This window comes from Mangrovimonas sp. YM274 (genome assembly GCF_030908385.1).
Classification (GTDB): domain Bacteria; phylum Bacteroidota; class Bacteroidia; order Flavobacteriales; family Flavobacteriaceae; genus Mangrovimonas_A.
In genome coordinates, this window is record NZ_CP133091.1 from 3,125,511 (window position 1) to 3,145,049 (window position 19,539).

Annotated in this window: 25 protein-coding genes; 22 read left to right on the top strand and 3 right to left on the bottom strand. The window is 32.7% G+C overall.

Annotated elements, in window-relative coordinates; all coding sequences use genetic code 11:
- Positions 1–142: 142 nt before the first annotated feature.
- The 3 genes from RBH95_RS13575 to RBH95_RS13585 form a co-directional block, all read right to left on the bottom strand.
- Positions 143–880, bottom strand: coding sequence for a hypothetical protein (locus tag RBH95_RS13575; RefSeq protein ID WP_307900116.1), 738 nt, complete (start codon positions 878–880; stop codon positions 143–145).
- A gap of 3 nt (positions 881–883) precedes the next feature.
- Positions 884–2,218, bottom strand: coding sequence for a tyrosine-type recombinase/integrase (locus tag RBH95_RS13580; RefSeq protein ID WP_307900117.1), 1,335 nt, complete (start codon positions 2,216–2,218; stop codon positions 884–886).
- Between the two features lie 259 nt (positions 2,219–2,477).
- Complete coding sequence (locus RBH95_RS13585) at positions 2,478–2,867, bottom strand: hypothetical protein (protein WP_307900118.1); 390 nt, start codon at positions 2,865–2,867, stop codon at positions 2,478–2,480.
- 100 nt (positions 2,868–2,967) lie between these two features.
- Between RBH95_RS13585 and xerA the strand changes: the two genes are divergently transcribed.
- The 22 genes from xerA to RBH95_RS13695 all read left to right on the top strand — a co-directional run bounded on the left by xerA (position 2,968) and on the right by RBH95_RS13695 (position 19,507).
- Entirely contained in the window at positions 2,968–4,098 is a 1,131-nt protein-coding gene (gene xerA / locus RBH95_RS13590; RefSeq protein ID WP_307900119.1) for a site-specific tyrosine recombinase/integron integrase, read from the top strand.
- A gap of 59 nt (positions 4,099–4,157) precedes the next feature.
- The gene (locus RBH95_RS13595; RefSeq protein WP_307900120.1) at positions 4,158–4,637 is read left to right on the top strand and encodes a hypothetical protein; all 480 of its coding nucleotides are present in this window, start codon (positions 4,158–4,160) and stop codon (positions 4,635–4,637) included.
- A 145-nt stretch (positions 4,638–4,782) separates the two neighbouring features.
- Positions 4,783–5,472 carry a hypothetical protein gene (locus tag RBH95_RS13600; RefSeq protein WP_307900121.1) on the top strand — a complete coding sequence of 230 codons (690 nt, stop codon included), beginning with the start codon at positions 4,783–4,785 and terminating at the stop codon, positions 5,470–5,472.
- Between the two features lie 147 nt (positions 5,473–5,619).
- Positions 5,620–6,393: a hypothetical protein gene (locus RBH95_RS13605; protein ID WP_307900122.1), complete on the top strand. Its 774-nt coding sequence runs from the start codon at positions 5,620–5,622 to the stop codon at positions 6,391–6,393.
- A 307-nt stretch (positions 6,394–6,700) separates the two neighbouring features.
- Positions 6,701–7,129, top strand: coding sequence for a hypothetical protein (locus tag RBH95_RS13610; protein WP_307900123.1), 429 nt, complete (start codon positions 6,701–6,703; stop codon positions 7,127–7,129).
- Between the two features lie 387 nt (positions 7,130–7,516).
- Positions 7,517–7,798: a hypothetical protein gene (locus RBH95_RS13615; RefSeq protein ID WP_307900124.1), complete on the top strand. Its 282-nt coding sequence runs from the start codon at positions 7,517–7,519 to the stop codon at positions 7,796–7,798.
- 152 nt (positions 7,799–7,950) lie between these two features.
- Positions 7,951–8,502, top strand: a complete 552-nt coding sequence (locus RBH95_RS13620) for a hypothetical protein (RefSeq protein ID WP_307900125.1) — start codon at positions 7,951–7,953, stop codon at positions 8,500–8,502.
- Between the two features lie 145 nt (positions 8,503–8,647).
- The gene (locus RBH95_RS13625; protein WP_307900126.1) at positions 8,648–9,004 is read left to right on the top strand and encodes a hypothetical protein; all 357 of its coding nucleotides are present in this window, start codon (positions 8,648–8,650) and stop codon (positions 9,002–9,004) included.
- A gap of 165 nt (positions 9,005–9,169) precedes the next feature.
- A complete protein-coding gene (locus tag RBH95_RS13630) occupies positions 9,170–9,661 on the top strand; it encodes a hypothetical protein (RefSeq protein ID WP_307900127.1) in 492 nt (163 codons plus the stop codon).
- Positions 9,662–9,786: 125 nt separating this feature from the next.
- A complete protein-coding gene (locus RBH95_RS13635) occupies positions 9,787–10,266 on the top strand; it encodes a hypothetical protein (RefSeq protein WP_307900128.1) in 480 nt (159 codons plus the stop codon).
- A gap of 171 nt (positions 10,267–10,437) precedes the next feature.
- Positions 10,438–11,079: a DUF4253 domain-containing protein gene (locus RBH95_RS13640; protein ID WP_307900129.1), complete on the top strand. Its 642-nt coding sequence runs from the start codon at positions 10,438–10,440 to the stop codon at positions 11,077–11,079.
- 238 nt (positions 11,080–11,317) lie between these two features.
- Positions 11,318–11,818 carry a hypothetical protein gene (locus RBH95_RS13645; RefSeq protein ID WP_307900130.1) on the top strand — a complete coding sequence of 167 codons (501 nt, stop codon included), beginning with the start codon at positions 11,318–11,320 and terminating at the stop codon, positions 11,816–11,818.
- A 1,728-nt stretch (positions 11,819–13,546) separates the two neighbouring features.
- On the top strand, positions 13,547–13,951 hold the full coding sequence (locus RBH95_RS13650) for a hypothetical protein (protein WP_307900131.1): 405 nt from the start codon (positions 13,547–13,549) through the stop codon (positions 13,949–13,951).
- A gap of 145 nt (positions 13,952–14,096) precedes the next feature.
- The gene (locus RBH95_RS13655) at positions 14,097–14,414 is read left to right on the top strand and encodes a hypothetical protein (RefSeq protein ID WP_307900132.1); all 318 of its coding nucleotides are present in this window, start codon (positions 14,097–14,099) and stop codon (positions 14,412–14,414) included.
- Positions 14,411–14,689, top strand: a complete 279-nt coding sequence (locus tag RBH95_RS13660; RefSeq protein ID WP_307900133.1) for a hypothetical protein — start codon at positions 14,411–14,413, stop codon at positions 14,687–14,689. The genes RBH95_RS13655 and RBH95_RS13660 overlap by 4 nt, the downstream gene beginning before the upstream one ends.
- A gap of 167 nt (positions 14,690–14,856) precedes the next feature.
- Positions 14,857–15,414 carry a hypothetical protein gene (locus tag RBH95_RS13665; protein WP_307900134.1) on the top strand — a complete coding sequence of 186 codons (558 nt, stop codon included), beginning with the start codon at positions 14,857–14,859 and terminating at the stop codon, positions 15,412–15,414.
- A 159-nt stretch (positions 15,415–15,573) separates the two neighbouring features.
- Positions 15,574–16,224, top strand: coding sequence for a hypothetical protein (locus RBH95_RS13670; RefSeq protein WP_307900135.1), 651 nt, complete (start codon positions 15,574–15,576; stop codon positions 16,222–16,224).
- A gap of 176 nt (positions 16,225–16,400) precedes the next feature.
- On the top strand, positions 16,401–16,871 hold the full coding sequence (locus RBH95_RS13675) for an STM3941 family protein (RefSeq protein WP_307900136.1): 471 nt from the start codon (positions 16,401–16,403) through the stop codon (positions 16,869–16,871).
- A gap of 149 nt (positions 16,872–17,020) precedes the next feature.
- Entirely contained in the window at positions 17,021–17,725 is a 705-nt protein-coding gene (locus RBH95_RS13680; protein ID WP_307900137.1) for a hypothetical protein, read from the top strand.
- A 153-nt stretch (positions 17,726–17,878) separates the two neighbouring features.
- On the top strand, positions 17,879–18,445 hold the full coding sequence (locus tag RBH95_RS13685; protein ID WP_307900138.1) for a hypothetical protein: 567 nt from the start codon (positions 17,879–17,881) through the stop codon (positions 18,443–18,445).
- Between the two features lie 152 nt (positions 18,446–18,597).
- Complete coding sequence (locus RBH95_RS13690) at positions 18,598–18,972, top strand: hypothetical protein (protein ID WP_307900139.1); 375 nt, start codon at positions 18,598–18,600, stop codon at positions 18,970–18,972.
- Positions 18,973–19,096: 124 nt separating this feature from the next.
- On the top strand, positions 19,097–19,507 hold the full coding sequence (locus RBH95_RS13695) for a hypothetical protein (RefSeq protein WP_307900140.1): 411 nt from the start codon (positions 19,097–19,099) through the stop codon (positions 19,505–19,507).
- Positions 19,508–19,539: the final 32 nt, after the last annotated feature.

Sequence of the window (19,539 nt, forward strand, 5' to 3'; positions counted from 1 at the left end):
AACATTGACAGCCACTTTTACCAATTTTACAAGGGTTTAAACAGCAAATCAACAGTTCAAAAAACAAAAAATAAATTTGTGATATTTTTTTATCACAAATTTATCACAGGAATTATCACAATCATATTATATACAAAATTGCCTATCCAAGAGCTTCAATAGGTTTCAATTTAAGATTAAAAACCTGTGTCAGTAGAACATGTTCAGCTTCTTGTTTTGCTCTGTCCTTTAAATTCTGAAGATGTTGCTTCCTTTCATCCAATTTTGGTTCTGGAGGCTCTTGTTCACCCAGTTCCAAAACGGGCAATGAAATATCTACATTTGGGGCTATCATCTTCTTTAGTTGGGCTATTGTTTTGTTCAAGACCTCTTTTTGGTCCTGTTCCGTTTTATCCTTTTTCTCAATCTGCGCAGGTTTATCAAAGAAGCGTTGCTCCACCTCCACTTTATGTCTGGCCAAAGTATCCCGTTGGGATATGAAAGCACGCTTTTGGTCTTTTGAGATTCCCTGCACTTCTACTTCCATATTTTCCGCAAACCAATTGTAAAGCATCGAAACACCCTCTACATAGGTTTTATAGCGTTCCAACAAGAAATCTACGTCCCTTCTTTTCTGGTCATCGCAAAGCCCCAATAGTTTCAACAGATTTTTGTCAAGCAACCTTTGCTTATGCATCACCTTCAAATGGATCTCACCTGGCTCCACAAAATAATTGCTCCCATTTTCCTCAATGAGCAATACCCTATTGCCAAACATGGAGAAATCCTTTTGCGCCTCTGCTTCGCTCATTTCCAACAAAAGTCTTGGAAAGTAGTACACACCTGCTACAAACAGGTTGCCCATAATCTCCATCTGTAAATCGTCTAAATTCATTTCCATTCCCTAGGCTTTTAACAACTCTGAATAATCTTCTGGCAATTCTGCATCAATGTCCCTCAAGTATTTTTCCAAGGCTTCCATGGAAGTATGCCCCGTAATGAGCATCAATTTGCTTTTCACAGCGTGAGGGGACGAATCTTTAATCATTTCCCTGTAAAGCTTCGTTATAAAGGTATGCCTGAAGCTATAGAGACCGTAATCCTCATCAAGTCCGAATTCATCCTTCACAACCTTTTTAAAGCGCTTTGAAAAGTAGTTTCGCTTGTTGTCATCGCTCAGTTCCCACTTTCCGCCCAAGCCTTCAGGAGTAAACAAAAAATCCCCTTTTTCCATTTTGCTCATATCGGGAAGTTCCTCCAAAAGTATCTCTGGAATCAGTTTGGTTTTCAATGGGCTGTTCTTTGCCCTGAATGTTACGGTTTTGTGCTCCACATCTATATCCCCCACTTTTAGGCGACATACCTCAATGGGACGGATGAAATTATAGGATACAAACTTGATGAACAGCAACAGCATTGGATCGTTCTTTTCCAAATACTCAAAAATTTCCTGTTGCTCCCCTTTGGTATAGGTCTTGTTCCGCTTGGGACTGCTCTTTAAAACAACTATCTTCTTTATAAAGTTGGAGCTAACAATATCATTGTCCTCTAAAGTTTGGAACATACTGCTCAAACTTGCCCTGTAATTGTTTCTGTTCCTTGGGGAACTGCTATCCATAATATGGTTCAAAAACTCCATGACCACTGGCCTATCCACCTGTTGGATATGGGTAATTTCCTTATGAGATTTTTCAAGCCATTCCCTAAACACTTTTATATGGCTTTTATAGGAACGCATACTGCTCTCACGCAATGATCGTTGTTTGATGGACATATCAAACTCGAAAGCCTCTGCCAAAGTCTTCCCTTTATCCTCTTCCTTTATACCGGGATGCCCCAAATCCAATTTCAATGGTTGCTCTGATACTTCCCCTTCTTTAGAAGCTGTATTTTGTTTGGCTTTTTTGTTCTGCTCCTTTTTGAACAGATCCACATTATCTGCATACGGATCGTAGCCCCGTTTGAGAAGTTTGTGCAAGGTCTGGCTATAAACCGTGAGGATTGCCATTCGCTCTTCCTTGGTCTTGTAACGGTTGGCACTGGCGTAAATTGGAGACTGCCTAGTGAGTTTATTGTTCTTGGGATCTCTAAAGGAAAAGTAAACATACCAGCGCTTGCTCAGATCGCCATTTGCTGTGTATATTTTGGGCTTGGAAAATTGTTTTTGGTTTGACAAATCGTATGCGTTAGCGTATTCACTTTCGTATTCGCCTCGCAAGATATCTGAAATTTTGAACATAAAAAAACGGTTTGGGGACACCAAACCGTTGATTATACTTGACTTTTTATTAGTAGCGGGAACTGGACTCGAACCAGTGACCTTCGGGTTATGAGTCCGAAGTTTTTTTAATTTCCAACCCATTTACTGGGCTTTCCCGTTGATAATTTAGATAATCATGTTCCAAAACGTGTTCAGTTTTGTGTTCACTTGATTAATAAAAATTTCTACTGCAATATAGTCAAAAATCGGTACCATTTCCAACCTCGAAAAAAGGACTTCAACGCTCCATATATTCCTGCCATTTTACAAGCACATATTTATCATTTCCATGTTCGCTCCTTTTCAAAAAACCGAACTCGAAAACGAACAGGTACACATCCCCTTTGCCATTCTTCCAGTAATGGGTGAAAAAATTTGGATTGAAGCCTTCTTTCAACAAAACCTCACATCTTACAGTGGACTTCCCTGCCCTATTGTAGAGCTTCAATATTTTTCTGTTGTTGCGCAATACACGTAATACATCATTGTAAAACTTAAGTTCCCCCTCAATACTCCTTCGGTAATGATAGGAACTTTTACAATGGTCATTGCAGAATTTTTTATCGGAACGCCCCTTTAGCTTCTTCCTGCAATTCAAACATTTAACGGTTGGTTTCAATTTATCCATGTACAAACGTTTACAAACGAATACAAATGTATCATATACGTTTAAAATACGACTAAGTTATTCATTTACAACTATATTGCACTAACCAAACCATAAAAAGATGCTTTTTAAACAACATATCACATTAAAACATCTCCTGATTGACCAAGAAAAGCATATTGGTCTCCAATATTATTCCAATAGAGCCTTGGATGCGATAGTGAGAGAATTAAACGATGTACAATGGAGCGAGGAATTTTCTATGTACCACATCCCTAATACAAAAGGTAACCTTGACCAAATCTTCAGATTCTTCAAAGGAGTTGCCTGGATCAATTGCAAGTTTTTCTTTGATAAATCCAGAGCCAAGGAAGGAAACGAGCCCTTAAACCTTGATTGGCATGAAAAACGTACACAGAAAAGAATCCTCCGATCCTGTCCTGATGAATACCTTAAAAAATTGGAACTGAAGAAGTATTCCAACAATACATCAAAAACCTATATATGCTGTTTTGAGCATTTTATGAATTTCTACCCTAACAAGGAACTAAAGGAAATCAATGAAATGGACATTAGGGCCTATATTTCCAAATTGATACAGGAGGACAAATCGGATTCCTATATTAACCAATGTATAAACAGTATTAAATTTTATTACGAGGTTGTACTGGGAATGCCCAACAGGTTCTACGCTATTGAACGCCCAAGAAAGTCCCAAAAATTGCCCACGGTTCTTGCCAAGGAAGAAGTACTGAGGGTTATTGAGTGTACCAACAATATAAAGCACAAATGTATTGTAAGCCTTTTGTACTCTGGGGGATTGAGGAGAAACGAACTTTTGAATCTTGTCATAGGAGACATAGACAGCAAGCGAATGCTCGTTAAAATTGTCGGGGCAAAGGGCAACAAAGATAGATTTACCTTGCTCTCGCAAAAAGTTTTGGATGACCTACGCGCCTACTTTAAGGAATATAGGCCTAAAAAATATTTGTTCGAAGGTCAGGACGGAGGAAAATATAGTGGAAGTACCGTTGGCAAGGTTGTTTCAAGGGCATCCATAAAGGCAGGGATTAGAAAAAAAGTCACTCCCCATACCCTAAGGCACAGTTTTGCCACACACTTGTTGGAAAACGGCACCGACTTGAGGTATATACAATTACTTTTAGGCCACAACTCCACAAAAACTACTGAAATTTACACACATGTTGCTACAAGTAGTTTTGATATGATCAAAAATCCTTTAGATTTGTAAGTATAATCATAATGGAAATAAACGCACCGGTGCGTTTATCCATATGTTGTAAACAATTTATGAGAAACATAGTGCTTTTAACATTTCTCCTAATTCTAACCAATGTTTTTGGACAATCTAAAAATGATTATAAGTCTATAATTGAAATAACTATAACCGAATATAAAACGGATAATATTCTGATTTACGAACGATTTGACAATAAATCTTTATTGATAAAAATAAAAGAGTCGGATTCGAAAAATGTTGAACTCAGAAATATTCTATTTGATAAAAAGAAAACGGAAACAGCACTAAAGAAATTAAAAAATAACCAAATATCTGATTTTACAACTCTGGAACTGAACGAAACTGAAGAAAAACCAATTGCCTATATATCATCACCAATATTTTCAAAAAATAATACTAAAGCAATTATTTACGGAAAACAATTCATTGGAGGCTTTACTGGAAACTCATCTTATTTTATTTTTGAGAAACTAGATGAAAAATGGAAATTGATAAAAATTGAATTAGAAAGAAGTGTGCTTGGATTTTAAAAACTGTTTACAACACAGTGTATAATTCATTGCTTCTGATTTTCCTCACGGAAAATCCTCGCAACTTTATTATCTTAGTTTCTTAACCCGAAAATCCTGCGGATTTTCACGCAACGAAACTATACACAAACCGTTATAAACAAGTTTGAAAAAAACACTGCAAATATTATTATTAGTCTTTGGATTAACATATTGCCAAGCTCAAGAAGTTAAAGGAATATGGATGTCGTATCAGAATTATATAATTGATATTAATTCAATGGTCGCTTCTGGAAACGAAGGATTTTTAATTGACTTTGACAATCAAACTATCGGAACTATACATTCGGACAGTGTTATTCCTTTAAAAATTGATTTCAAAAAGTCAAAATTATTTATGACAAACGACACGCTAAATGTTGACTTTAAGATCTTCCAAAAAGACTCAATTGAAATTGACTTTGGACAAAATATGATGCACGTATTTCGTCCTTTGAACTTGAATCACAAATTAAATACTGACAAAAAAACAATTCAGGATTTTTTGACTAAAAATCGTTTTGAGAAAATCAATGGAGAATTAGAAATAGAATTCAGTGATAAATTTTTCTTTCGTGACCTTATGTTTGAGAAACCGAATAAGAAAAATGCTCTTATAAATAAAAGTTGGGATGACGAAGGATATTGGTTCATCAAGGAAATTAACCAGAATTTTTTCTTAATATTTACCTTAAGTCAGATTGACAAGCAAAATATTTATCAATTAATTTCAATTAATAAATGTAAAATAGAACTTAAACAACTTCAGAAAGCTGACTTCGGTAATGGGCTGACTGAATTAAAAACCTGTTTATAACACAGTGTATAATTCATTGCTTCTGATTTTCCTCACGGAAAATCCTCGCAACTTTGCTATCTTAGTTTCTTAACTCGAAAATCCTGCGGATTTTCACGCAACGAAACTATACACAAACCGTTGTAATGCATAAAATAAAAAAGACTTATGGGAGCTTGGGGTCCAGCCATATATTCAGATGATTTAGCTTGTGATATCAGAGATGACTTTAAAGAGCTGATTGGTGATGGTCTCGATTCAGAACAAGCTACATCTGAACTTATAAAGGAATATCAAGATTCAATAAATGATAGCGATGAAAACTCCGTGTTTTGGTTTGCACTTGCTGACACACAATGGAAAACTGGACGACTAATTAATCGAGTTCTTGATAAAACTCTTGAAATTATTGAAAGTGGATCTGATTTAGAAAGATGGAAAGAAGATCCTAAGGTTCTGAAAAAAAGAGAATATGTAATTACAAAACTCAAACAGCAACTTTTAACTGAACAACCTAAACAAAAAAGAATTCCAAAAGTTTATAAAGAGGAATCAACATTCAATATTGGCGATATATTTAGCTATCAAAATAAATTAGAGAACAAAGCCCTATTCAGAGTTATTGGTATACATCAAGACAGTGGTGGGAGATTTTCGGTTTGTGAGCTACTTGATTGGTTTGAGAAAGAATTACCTATTAAAAATGGACTTTTCTCAAAAGGTAAAATAGACTCCGCCAAACTGTCCAAACTAAGAATTAGGTCTATTGATAATGATAAAACGCAATTCATGCTGGGGGAAACAGTTGCTAAATATAAGCCAAAGGATGACTGGTTTGAGTTAATAAAAACTAAAAGTAAACCACATCAAAAATGTGCTGGTTACTCTATCATCTTTTGGAGGAACTTAGATGAGTTGTTGACCAATGAATTTGAAAAATAAACGCATTACAACACCGTGTATAATTCATTGCTTCTGATTTTCCTAACGGAAAATCCTCGCAACTTTACTATCTTAGTTTCTTAACCCGAAAATCCTAGCGGATTTTCACGCAACGAAACTATACACAAACCGTTGTACACCATTTGCCAAAAAATTGAAATTAGGAGATATATACAAAACAGAATTTAACGAAAGACCGTCTCGGATAATCGGATTTGACGATTATGAAGTGTTCTATGACTGCCTCTGGTCTGAAAACAATTGGACATTTTCAAACAATTTTGGTGTCAAAACAATATTCTACCGAATGTCAACCGAGATTTTCAAAACTAAATCGGAATTGATTGAAAATTTGCCGTTAACAGAAAAAGAATCTCAATATTTTCGTCCTGACTTGCCAATGCGTTTTGGAAGAACTAAAAATGTAAGTTGGAATTCTTTCAACTCTGATGGAATTAAAGACTTAAAATCTGACTTTGGGAACCGCAAATTCAATGCAACAAAAATTATTCTTGTTCCCTATTGCCCAAAAGGTGGATTTAAAAAAGGAGAAATTCTTGAATGCAAATCGGAGTTCACTGAATTTGAGATAATATTAAAGGCAAAAGAAATCCAAGAATCAAGTAATAACCAAAAAAGCAACGGAATTGGATTTTATCGATTGGGTTATCAGAAAGGACTTCCGACGTATGCCATTGGAGAATATTTTGACCGAGCAGGAATAATGAAAAATTAAAAAAACGGTGTACAACATCGTGTATAATTCATTGCTTCCGATTTTCCTCGCGGAAAATCCTCGCAACTTTGCTATCTTAGTTTCTTAACTCTGAAAATCCTGCGGATTTTCACGCAACGAAACTATACACAAACCGTTGCCATTCATTATAATGCTCCCTCAATGCTAAAAATTGATTAATGAGATATTTAAAAATTACATTTATTAGGATTATAATAAGTTTCTTTTTAGCCAACATGATGATTTCACTTGTAATTATTAACACTAGTCTTGAATCATCTCATGTTATCTTTAAAATAATCTTAATGGGACTTATTTACTACGGACTAACACTTTATGTAAATAATCGAAAATAAACCAAACTGATTTTCTCTGTAATTAAAAAAAATGAAAAAATTAGAACAATACTTTAATGATGAAGAATCTTGGAAAAGATATTCAAGTCATTTTTCGCTTTATTGGAACAATTCTGACTTTGAAACAAAATTATTGGGGTATTTGGAAAACCGACTTGACTTTGCTCAGGTAATCCATTATCATTTAGGACAAAATAGTATTGGTTGGATTTATTCAAAAGTTCCTGACCTTGATGAATTGACTCCAATAGAATGCTTGCAAGATGAAGTACTAATCAAAAGACTAAAAGTTTTATTAATGAGGTTTCCTTGATAAAAAAAACGAAATGGCAACACAGTGTATAATTCATTGCTTCCGATTTTCCTCACGGAAAATCCTCGCAATTTTGCTAACTTAGTTTCTTAACACGAAAATCCTGCGGATTTTCACGCAACGAAACTATACACAAACCGTTGTGGCTAATTATGACAAAAATACTTACCATATTAATCGTCCTATTTTTGTGCAGCCCATGTATTGCCCAAATAAACGATTCCATAGTCGCAGAAATTAAAAAAAGTTATTCAGAGATAAGAAATAATATTAATTCCTACGATTCAAAATTAATTAATGAATCGGAGGAGACAATAGAAAGTGGACAAGTAACTGGATACTACAAAAATGGTGAATTAAAATACATACAAGTAATTGGCCTTGGGGAAACTGGAAAAATTCAGACGGAGTACTATTTTAAAAATGAAAAATTGATATTTGTATTTGACCAAAACTTTAGTTACAACCGACCTATTTATTGGGATAAAAAAACAGCAGAGGAAAATGGAGATGATGAAGTTTTTGATTCCAAAAAAACTACTGTCATAAAAGACTGGTATTATTTCAATGATGAAAAATTATTTCTATGGATTGATAACGAGAAAAATAAAGTTGATTTAACGCTTGGGACTAATACAATTGTCGGACGAGGTTTAATTGCTCATTGTTACAAACTTATAAATGATTTAAAAAATAAAAACTAGCCACAACACCGTGTATAATTCATTGCTTCTGATTTTCCTCTCGGAAAATCCTCGCAAGTTTGCTACCTTAGTTTCTTAAACCCGAAAATCCTGCGGATTTTCACGCAACGAAACTATACACAAACCGTTGTAGCCAATTTAAGAAATGACAAAATTCCGACTGACTTTAGTAACTGAAAACCAAAAATCTCTTGAAAAAGGGAAAAAGTTTGCGGAACTGATTTGCGGAACTCTGCATTGTAAAAACGTATATGAAATTTCAAAATATGAGAAGTTTAAAAACTCATACCGAATAGAAATCATTGGACAAGTAGCGGACAAAAAAAACTTGGTTGCGGAATCAATCGAATTGACTGACCGAATTTGCTCGCCTTGGATTGTGACTTATGAGCGACAAAAAAATTGCGTGGAATTGATATTTAATAAATCGGACTTATGTAATTTTCGGAAAGCCGAATTTAATGTGCTGACCTGGGCAAATTTCCGACTAGAAAATGAATAAAAACTGGCTACAACACCGTGTATAATTCATTGCTTCTGATTTTCCTCGCGGAAAATCCTCGCAACTTTGCTATCTTAGTTTCTTAACTCGAAAATCCTGCGGATTTTCACGCAACGAAACTATACACAAACCGTTGTGCCCAATTAAATATTACGACTGATCTCAATGACAATCTTTCCGACTCAAAAATATCTCATTGAACTGCACGATGATTATTCGACATCACTAAATGAATTACAAAAGAAAACTTTACCGAAGGAACAATTTGTTTCAAATTGGGATAAACAAACATTTATTGGAGAAATTAATGAATCAGATTTTGAGCTAAAACTTTCGAAAAAACTATATGGTTCCTTTTGTGTTTTTAGGGGAAAACTAAAAAAAGAAAATGGAATTTTAGAAATCAAAATTAATAAAACAATAAAGATAGTTTTATTGGCTTTATTTCTTTTTCCAATTATTGGGCTGACAACTTCTTTAATAAAAAATGGATTAAAAGACTCATTGGACCTCATAATTCCAACACTATTGTTCATCCTCATTCTTCGTTTTGTATTTATTGAGTTGAGTTTTCGAATTATAGCTAAAAAAGGACTAAAAAAATTGACAGAAATAATCGGAATTGAAAAGATAAAAACTGGGCACAACACCATGTAACACGCATTGCTTCGGATTTTCCTTCGGAAAATACTCGCAAACGTGCAATGTCAGTTTCCTTTTCCTATCTTTAAACCATACTACGCCGCAACGACGGCGTTACACAAACCGTTAGCAATAATTAGATGAACGAAATTTTAAATTTTAAAACAAGTTATTTTTTTCCGCCAATGACTAGGTATCTGGGCTATGTCATTTCTATAATTGGAATAATTGGACTCTTTAACATAGGAATACAATCTCTTTTAATATGTATAGTCGGACTTGGATTAAGTTTTACCAGATATGGTGTTTTAATAGACACAAAGCAAAAAAAACTGAAAGAATACAATAGTATTTATTGGATAAAATTTGGGAAATGGGAATTATTGGAATACTACCCATATCTGACAGTACTTGAAATAACGGAAACAACAACAATGTTAAGTCGAGCAAACGTAGAACATTCGGACAAAAATTTAGTTTTTAGAGTTACGCTTCTGAATGAAAACCACCGAATAAAAATATTGTTAAAACAAATAAAAAGTAGAGATATAGCCCATAAAGAAGCTGAGGATATTGCTAACAAAATAGATGTCGAAAAAGTCATTTATAGCCCAAAATAATTAAAAAAACTATTGCTAACAGAGTGTAATAATAATTGCTTGGCCCTTGCCTACTCGGAAAATCCTGCGGATTTTCCTCTGGTTCGTTCCATTTTTGCTAAGTTAGTTACTTAACCACGCAACTATCCTTACACGAACCGTTGTAGCCAATACGAGAAAAAACCGAACTGAATGAAAAAAATATTAATATTTATGGGAATTTTATCCTTCTTTAGTTATGGAGCAAAAGACTTATCACCGAAAGAAACTGAATTAGTCAATAAGTTAGAATTTGATATCGAACTTATGAAAGAACTAAAAAAAGAAACCAAAAATGGATTAATTCAGCTACCTGCAATAGACCAAGAAACTGGTGACGTTTTAGATGAATTTCATAAGGGAATTCTTTCTAAAAGCTCCGAGGAAAAAGCTAATTCAATTGTCAAAAAATTAAAAGAAAAATTTAGAGAAAAAGGATATTTGATTTTCGTCTTTTCAACAGAAGAAGAATCAAATATTATTGGAATTCTTAAAGGAACTGATGACCTTGATATTTTACGTTATAGAAGAACAGACGGAATTAATTATGATTATGAAAATGACGATATAGTTGCTAAAGTATCTAAATGGAATAAAAAATTTGGATTGACAGTAATTGGTTGTGGACGAGATTGGCTTGAATTAGAATTCAAAAAATTGCCAACTGATTTGGACGCTTTTTCAGAAGAGGTTTATGAATTCTGTCCAGATTCAGTTGACCAAGGAGTTGGAGAAGTAGAAAATTTAAAAGAATTAATAAAAGAAATGAACGGAATATGGTTGTGGTGGGACTAAAAAAGTACTGGCTACAACAAAGGCTATAATCCATTACTTGCCCCCTACTCTATCCTAAAAACAGTATCTTTAACCAGCTACAATTCCTACTCTGAAAAATCTCCGATTTTTCCTCGCAACGGAATTATAGCCTAACCGTTGTGCGTAATTACCCCCTACTAATCTAGAATACAATATGAATAAAATCCTCACTATAATTCTTCTGATGTTATTAATGTCTTGTAAAAAAGATAAAAACATGTACGAAAAAAATGAAAGAAAAATTGTAGAAAACAAATATTCAGTATTAATACCAGAGTATCTTACTAAAACAACAGGACTTAATCAATATACAGATTTCGAATATGAGAATATCAAAAAGGATTTTTACATAATTATAATGGATGAATCAAAAGATGGATTTTATAAATCTGTTGAGAGAAAAAAATACGATGTAACTCCAAATATTAATGGATATTATGAGGTGATAAAAAATCATTTTAAAAATGAAACAAATCTTAAAGAATTTAAAGTTTCTGACGAAATATTTGAATTAGATAAAGCCGAAAAGAAAATTACGTTTACAATGACAGGAATAGACGTAACGGACAACTATCCCATATATTATAGATATTCCATAATCGAAAGCAAGACTCGTTATTATCAAATTATGTCTTGGACAAATCAAACAAATGCAAGCAAAATGATTGTAGATATGAACAAGATTATAAATTCATTCAGAATAGAAGAAAAAAAATAAAACTACGCACAACACCGTGTATAATTCATTGCTTCCGATTTTCCTCACGGAAAATCCTCGCAACTTTACTATCTTAGTTTCTTAACACGAAAATCCTAGCGGATTTTCACGCAACGAAACTATACACAAACCGTTGTGCTTAATGTAAAAACAACTCCCAACTATAGAAATATAAGTTGTCAATGGATGTAATTTAAGAAAATCAAAATGTTAAACTCAAATTGAATTAAATGATTTTACTCTTTATTTTAGGAATTTCAATTATTCAATTTGCATTGTATTTTATAAACAATAATAAAATTCCAAATTTTATAATCCTATTAATTTTACTAGTCTGCTATTTTTTTGTTTTCCCCAGATTATTTTATCCTGAACCGAGAACTAATGGAATCAATTGCGGAATGCCTATGCTCGCAATATCAATGCTTTTTTGGTTCTTTGGTACAATCGCCGGAATTACGACACATCTAATTTGGAAACTTATAATTTGGAAAGCTAAAACTAGAAAAACAAAAAACACATAAGCACAACACAGTGTATAATTCATTGCTTCCGATTTTCCTCACGGAAAATCCTCGCAACTTTATTATCTTAGTTTCTTAACCCGAAAATCCTAGCGGATTTTCACGCAACGAAACTATACACAAACCGTTGTAAAACATTTAAAATGACTCTTGTTTCTAAGATTTCAATATTGTTAAGTTCAGTAGGAATTATTATTGGAATTTCAATGCAATATCATTTGTTTATCGGATTTCAAAACGCTACCGGAAAGACGCAAACTCTTTATGGACTTCAGCAATTAGCATATATAAAATATGCGTTGATTGGACTAACCTCTATGATGTTGACAATAATTTCGATTTTTAAAAAGGAAAATAAAAAAAATATTTTCCTGACATTAAGCCTGTCTATTTTTACAATACTAATTTTTCTTTTGGATATATGGAGACTATTTATTTGAAAAAAAAACGTTTTACAACACCGTGTATAATTCATTGCTTCTGATTTTCCTCACGGAAAATCCTCGCAATTTTGCTACCTTAGTTTCTTAACCCGAAAATCCTAGCGGATTTTCACGCAACGAAACTATACACAAACCGTTGTGTGCAATAAGAGAATCTACAATTTTAAAATGATAAATTGGAAACCAGAAATATTATTTAAACTATTGTGGATTGGACTAACTCTGTTATCTATCTATATGTTTTGTTGGCTAACCTTTATCTATTTGACATTAGGCAACATTGTAACGGAAAAATACAATACTTGGAATCTACTCTTACCAAACATCCTCACAATTGGCCTAATGATAATCTACACAAAAGAAATTTTAATTGGATATAAACCAAAATCAATAAATCAGAATCTAAAATCATTACTGATATTCGTAACTATGATAATAATTCTGACCATAGTTCAAATCCCTCAGTTTGAATCATTATTTGACAATCCAAAAACTGAATCTTGGCAAATAATTTTACCTCTCATTATGGTTTTAACCTCTTATATCGGAATTATTTCCAATAGGATTTTGAGAATTAAAAATTATAAAAACTAAAAAAATAACTGCACACAACACAGTGTATAATTCATTGCTTCCGATTTTCCTCACGGAAAATCCTCGCAACTTTGCTATCTTAGTTTCTTAAACCTGAAAATCCTGCGGATTTTCACGCAACGAAACTATACACAAACCGTTGTGCATAAGTTTCCATAAAAATTACGATGCTTTTAAATATTGATGTCAAGACATATTTAAAATATCCACTTAAAAATGGATTTGAATTAAATAGCTATACTGACCATGGTATGGCAGAAAACTGTCGATTAACATATCCAATATTAAGCTTAGACATTTGGAGAGATCGAACTGACTATAGCGCGACTATCATTTATGACGAAAATTATTTCAACGTCATTCATCTTGCGAACTTCATTAATGGAAATTTAAAATATCTTTCAATGAAGCCAACAGGAACTGAACATGTGGATGCTAGACAATATTTAACTTTAATAAATGAAATATTTGAAAAAGAATTCGACAAAATATTGGACTTTCTATTCCAACTAACTGATAGCAAAAAAGAGGAATTCAACGCGTATTTTAATGGAAAAAATAAAAAATGGTAAAACCTATGCACAACACAGTGTATAATTCATTGTTTCTGATTTTCCTTGCGGAAAATCCTCGCAAGTTTGCTACCTTAGTTTCTTAACCCGAAAATCCTGCGGATTTTCACGCAACGAAACTATACACAAACCGTTACCTGTAATTATGACAAAAATTTCTCTGAAAATATTACTTCTGAGTTTAATATTAATTTCAACATCTTGTAAAAAAGAGATTGATTCGATTATAGAACTAGAAGCCGATTACAAAGTAATTGAATTAGATTACGGATTTGATAACTACATGAAAAATACTAGAGATAAATCCGAACAAATTATTATCAAGCAAAGAAATATAGTCTTAATTGATGTTGATAAAAATGGAGGAACAACAATTGAGGATAATTTTATTCCAGACAGTCTTATAATATCGGAATTCAAAAAATATATAATCCCTAATCAGCGGATGAAAAAATGCCAATGACAACTGAAAAGGATTTTCAATATTCTGGAAAAGTCTACACTCATAAAAATATTACAATAATTGCGAGATATGACAAGGAACTGAATTACGAAAAATATCGTGAAATTAGAAATAAATTTTATCTGGCATATAATGAAGTTCGGAATGAATTTGCAATCTCGAAATTCAATAAAAACCAAACAGAATTATTAAACTCGGACGAGCAGGAAGACATTATAAAATGGAGAGAAATAAGAGAAATATTTCCAATCCGATATACGGAAACAGTAGATTAAAAATAACTACAGGTAACACCGTGTATAATTCATTGCTTCCGATTTTCCTCACGGAAAATCCTCGCAACTTTACTATCTTAGTTTCTTAAACATGAAAATCCTGCGGATTTTCACGCAACGAAACTATACACAAACCGTTGTGTGTCATTAAAAAAAATAACTCTGAATTGAAAAAACTACTGATAATAATACTTTCTACAACTTTAGTTTCTTGCGGAGTTAAAAAAAACAAATCAGAATTTGACAAAATGACTTTTGACAAAGAATTGAATAGTAATCTATTCAATTCAACTGAATCCATACTTAATCCTTTGACTTTGAAAATAGAATCTGGATATGACAATCTACCTGACTCAACCCAATATTCAATAAAATCTAATGCAATTGTAAATAACGACAGTTTGCGATTAATGAGGTTTGCGGAATTAAAACGAATTGACTCTGACACTCTAGAATTACAAATATTTGAGACTAATCCAGCTTACAGCCAAAATTTAACAATAAAAATAATAGACAATCAATTCAAATCAGATTTTAAGTATTGGATGTCAGGACCACCAATCGACCCAAAAATCAAAAAGATTAAACAGGAACTAATCGTAAAATCAATTCCAAAACAAAAAGGAGAAATGATTTTTGGTAAGTTCTATTTCAAAGGAATTTGCGAATCAGATTGTAGCGGAGAAATTGAAATAAAAGGAGATTTTAAAGCAATGTTGGAATAAAAAAACGCCACACAACACAGTGTATAATTCATTGCTTCTGATTTTCCTCGCGGAAAATCCTCGCAACTTTACTATCTTAGTTTCTTAACACGAAAATCCTGCGGATTTTCACGCAACGAAACTATACACAAACCGTTGTGCAACATTTGAGAAAAAACTATGGGCTGGAACATAACAGCAACATTTATTAAAGATATCGGAGATTTAGAAATCAATCTTGAACTATTGAATTCTTTGGGTTTCAAAGATTTTGAATTAATAGGAGAATCTGACTTCAATATTGGACCTGAATTTGGAGAAACTCATATCACAAATTATAAGGGAAGTTTAATTATCGCTAATTCAAGTCTAGGCTGGCAGTTTGCAAAACCGACTCAAACTCAAGCTGAAAAAAAGTTTCTAGAAAAATTCCCAAACTCTGAAATTATTCAAGTTTCTATTGGACACGGACTTTCCTACTGTGTTTTCCAAAACGGACAAAAAATAAGATTAAGAGAAGCTGGAGACGAGATTTATCAAGATTTCGGAAATCCATTACCAGAAGAAATCGAATCCAGAAAGCTTGAACCAATTTCAAAAGAGGACTTGGAAGAAATGCGCGCGGAATTGACAGAAGAGGAAATTCAAAATGAAATGGAATTGGAAGTAACTTATGACACGGCATTTGAACTGACAAAAAGAATTTTTGGGAAAAGGTATGATGAATTGGAAATTTCAGAATATAATATGAAAGGATTTAAATTTGTAAATAAAGCTGTTGCAACTGAAAAAGATTATGGAAAGAAATCTGAAATGCAATTTGAACAATAAAAACGTTGCACAACAATGTATAACCGCAATTACGGCGGATTCGACTACGTTCGAATCCACTCGGAATTGCTGAAGTCAGTGCTAAACCGAAAATTAACGCCTATTAACCCGTAACTGACGGTTATACGAGACCGTTGTAGGCAATACTCCATAATCCCATACTTTTAGTAAAACCGATGGAATCTGTAAAATATTATCGAAATTCAAAAAGCAAAACAAAAGATATTTCACTATCAATCTTTCTTTTTTTAATTGGAGTAACTCTCACTTATTTAGACAATTTCGTAGTAGGAATTTTAATTTCTATCATAGCACTCATTATCATTGTCCGAGCTTTGTTAAAGCTGCCAAGTGTAACAGTAAATGAATTAGGTATTGTGACTAAAGTAAATGGTATTGGATTAACCAAATGGGATTATATTCAAGGATTTGAGATTAAAAAATTATTTAATACTACTTGTATTGCTTTAATTATAAAGGACCAAGACAAATACATTAATTCAAAGAATAAAATAATTCAAAAATTAATAAAAAGTAACCTATCTAAAGTTGGTAGTCCAGTCATTATTCCTTCACAAGAATTTAATAAGGATTTAAACATAGTAATAAAGGAATTTGAAAACTTTCTTAAAAATCATAAAAAATAAAAACTGCCTACAACACAGTGTATAATTCATTGCTTCTGATTTTCCTCACGGAAAATCCTCGCAATTTTGCTACCTTAGTTTCTTAAACCTGAAAATCCTGCGGATTTTCACGCAACGAAACTATACACAAACCGTTGGCTGTAATTGAAATGAAACAAACTCTATACTACATAATACTAATTGGATTTTTAAACTGTCAGAACTCTGTAAAGAAAGTAGAATTGAAAAGTAAAGACTGTAATAATACAAAACTTGTAAGCTACATTTATCCGATTAGCAATTTTACTAATGGAAAAACTTTTCTATACTCTTTAAAATCCAATAGAGAACCTAAACCTGAATTATTTAAAAAACGATATTCATTAAAAGTTGACAGAGATTCTTTACTTTTTAGTGTTACAGAAAACTCACAAGGAATAGTAACTGACTCAACTATATTTGGTCTGATTAATGGAATTCCGAAAGTTATAGAATCTTTCACAAGAGTAGATGCTTACCATGAACTGATACCAACCAAGGATTCTATTGTTGGAAATAGATACTGTGAATTCGGAACTTTTGGAAATTCATTTGAGTATGAAATACCTTTTAATGGTAAAATGGTTTCAAGAAAATTTCAAGGACACACAACTCATAAAGAATATGTAAAAAAAGTGTTCAATGGAATAGAATATAACTGTGCAATAATGGAATCACAGAAAACACTGACAGCAGAATTTAACGGACGAACGGAAAAAATAAATGGAACTTGGACAGGATGTACTTGCGAAAATTTGGGTGAACTTTATTCGACAACTAAAACCGAAAACGGAATGGTGATTGAACACAAACTTGAAGAAATAATTGAACAATAAAAACAACTACAGCCAACACAGTGTATAATTCATTGCTTCTGATTTTCCTCGCGGAAAATCCTCGCAAGTTTGCTATCTTAGTTTCTTAACCTGAAAATCCTGCGGATTTTCACGCAACGAAACTATACACAAACCGTTGTGTACAATGTAAAAATGAAAATTTTAGTAACCCTTTTAACCGTATTAATTCTAACAGGATTCAAACCTTCTATAATTGAACCTACATCAGATTTCATAAACATTGTCAAAGCAATGAAAAATGATAATTGGATTGATGACCACATTAGACTTACTAAGGTTTCTATATATCCAGAAATTGATCGAGATTCTAAAAGGGAATTTAACGGACTTACATTCTATCCGATTGATTATAAAAATTCAGCCATCTACAGTGCGGACTTAAACAGTACTCCAAATAAAACTAAAAAAACAAAAGCTCTTTCTAGTGTAAACTCTATTTGGGCATATTTCTACAGAAAAGAACCACAAAATAAAATAAATGTAGATGGTCTGATTGAACAGTGGGAATTTGAAAACGACACTGTCGCAAAAAAAGCTTTACTTGAGCTTAAAGAAATTGCTCCTTTAGCTTATTTCAACACTAAGCCCTATTATTTTACTAATGATAATTTCATATATATTTTTCATACCAGAGCCATGGCATTTAGTTACGAGCAAAAACCAATATATGAAATGTTTAAATTAAAAATGGAAAAATAAAACACTGTACACAACACAGTGTATAATTCATTGCTTCTGATTTTCCTCGCGGAAAATCCTCGCAACTTTATTATCTTAGTTTCTTAACATGAAAATCCTACGGATTTTCACGCAACGAAACTATACACAGACCGTTGTAAAACATTTATAATATGACGTTAAAAGACGAATTAAATGCTGAAGATGGTTCTTTTTTACTTGAATTGAGAACTGATCTGAACTGGAATCACGATTCGTTTATAAACCTGCTGACTGAATTAAATACTGAATGTAAACGGACAAAAGAAAATCTGAATTTATCGAGAGATATTGCTTCTGGAATTTGGCACATATCTGACTTTATTAAAAACTGGACTGAACATAATAATTTTCCTAAAAAATACTCTGACGAATATTATAATAAGGCTTACGAATTAATAAATGATTTAACTTATTCTTACTTTATGGCTGAATCACCTTATGATTCGGAATTAGAAATTGAAAATAAAATAGCAGAATTAAAAAACGTTTTACAACACCGTGTATAATTCATTGCTTCCGATTTTCCTCACGGAAAATCCTCGCAATTTTGCTACCTTAGTTTCTTAACTCTGAAAATCCTGCGGATTTTCACGCAACGAAACTATACACAAACCGTTGGCAAACATTAATATGAAATCTAAACTGAAATCCTTTTTGATTATTTCCTTATTTACCTCATGTTACGGAATTAATGAAAAGTCAAGTGAAATTGGCTCACTTAATTATGACTTTGGAACTTATGAATGGAACCAGATATTCTCAGACTTTTCAACTTCATATTTTTCAAGTAATGTCACAAAACAAGTTGTCGAAGACTTTAAAAAAAAGCCTTTCAAAGTAGACTTAATCTACCTAAAAGAACCTCGAGAAATCATTGGAATTTCAGAAGACCATTATTCTATTCGTTACATATTTAACCCTATTATAAGTGACCAGATTTTAGATGGTTTATCAAGTCAACTAACTGAATCAGAAAAACAACGCATAAAAAACCGAATAGCGAGAATAGTTGAAGTACACGGCTGCAAGACGAACAAATAAAAAACGTTTGCCAACACCGTGTATAATTCATT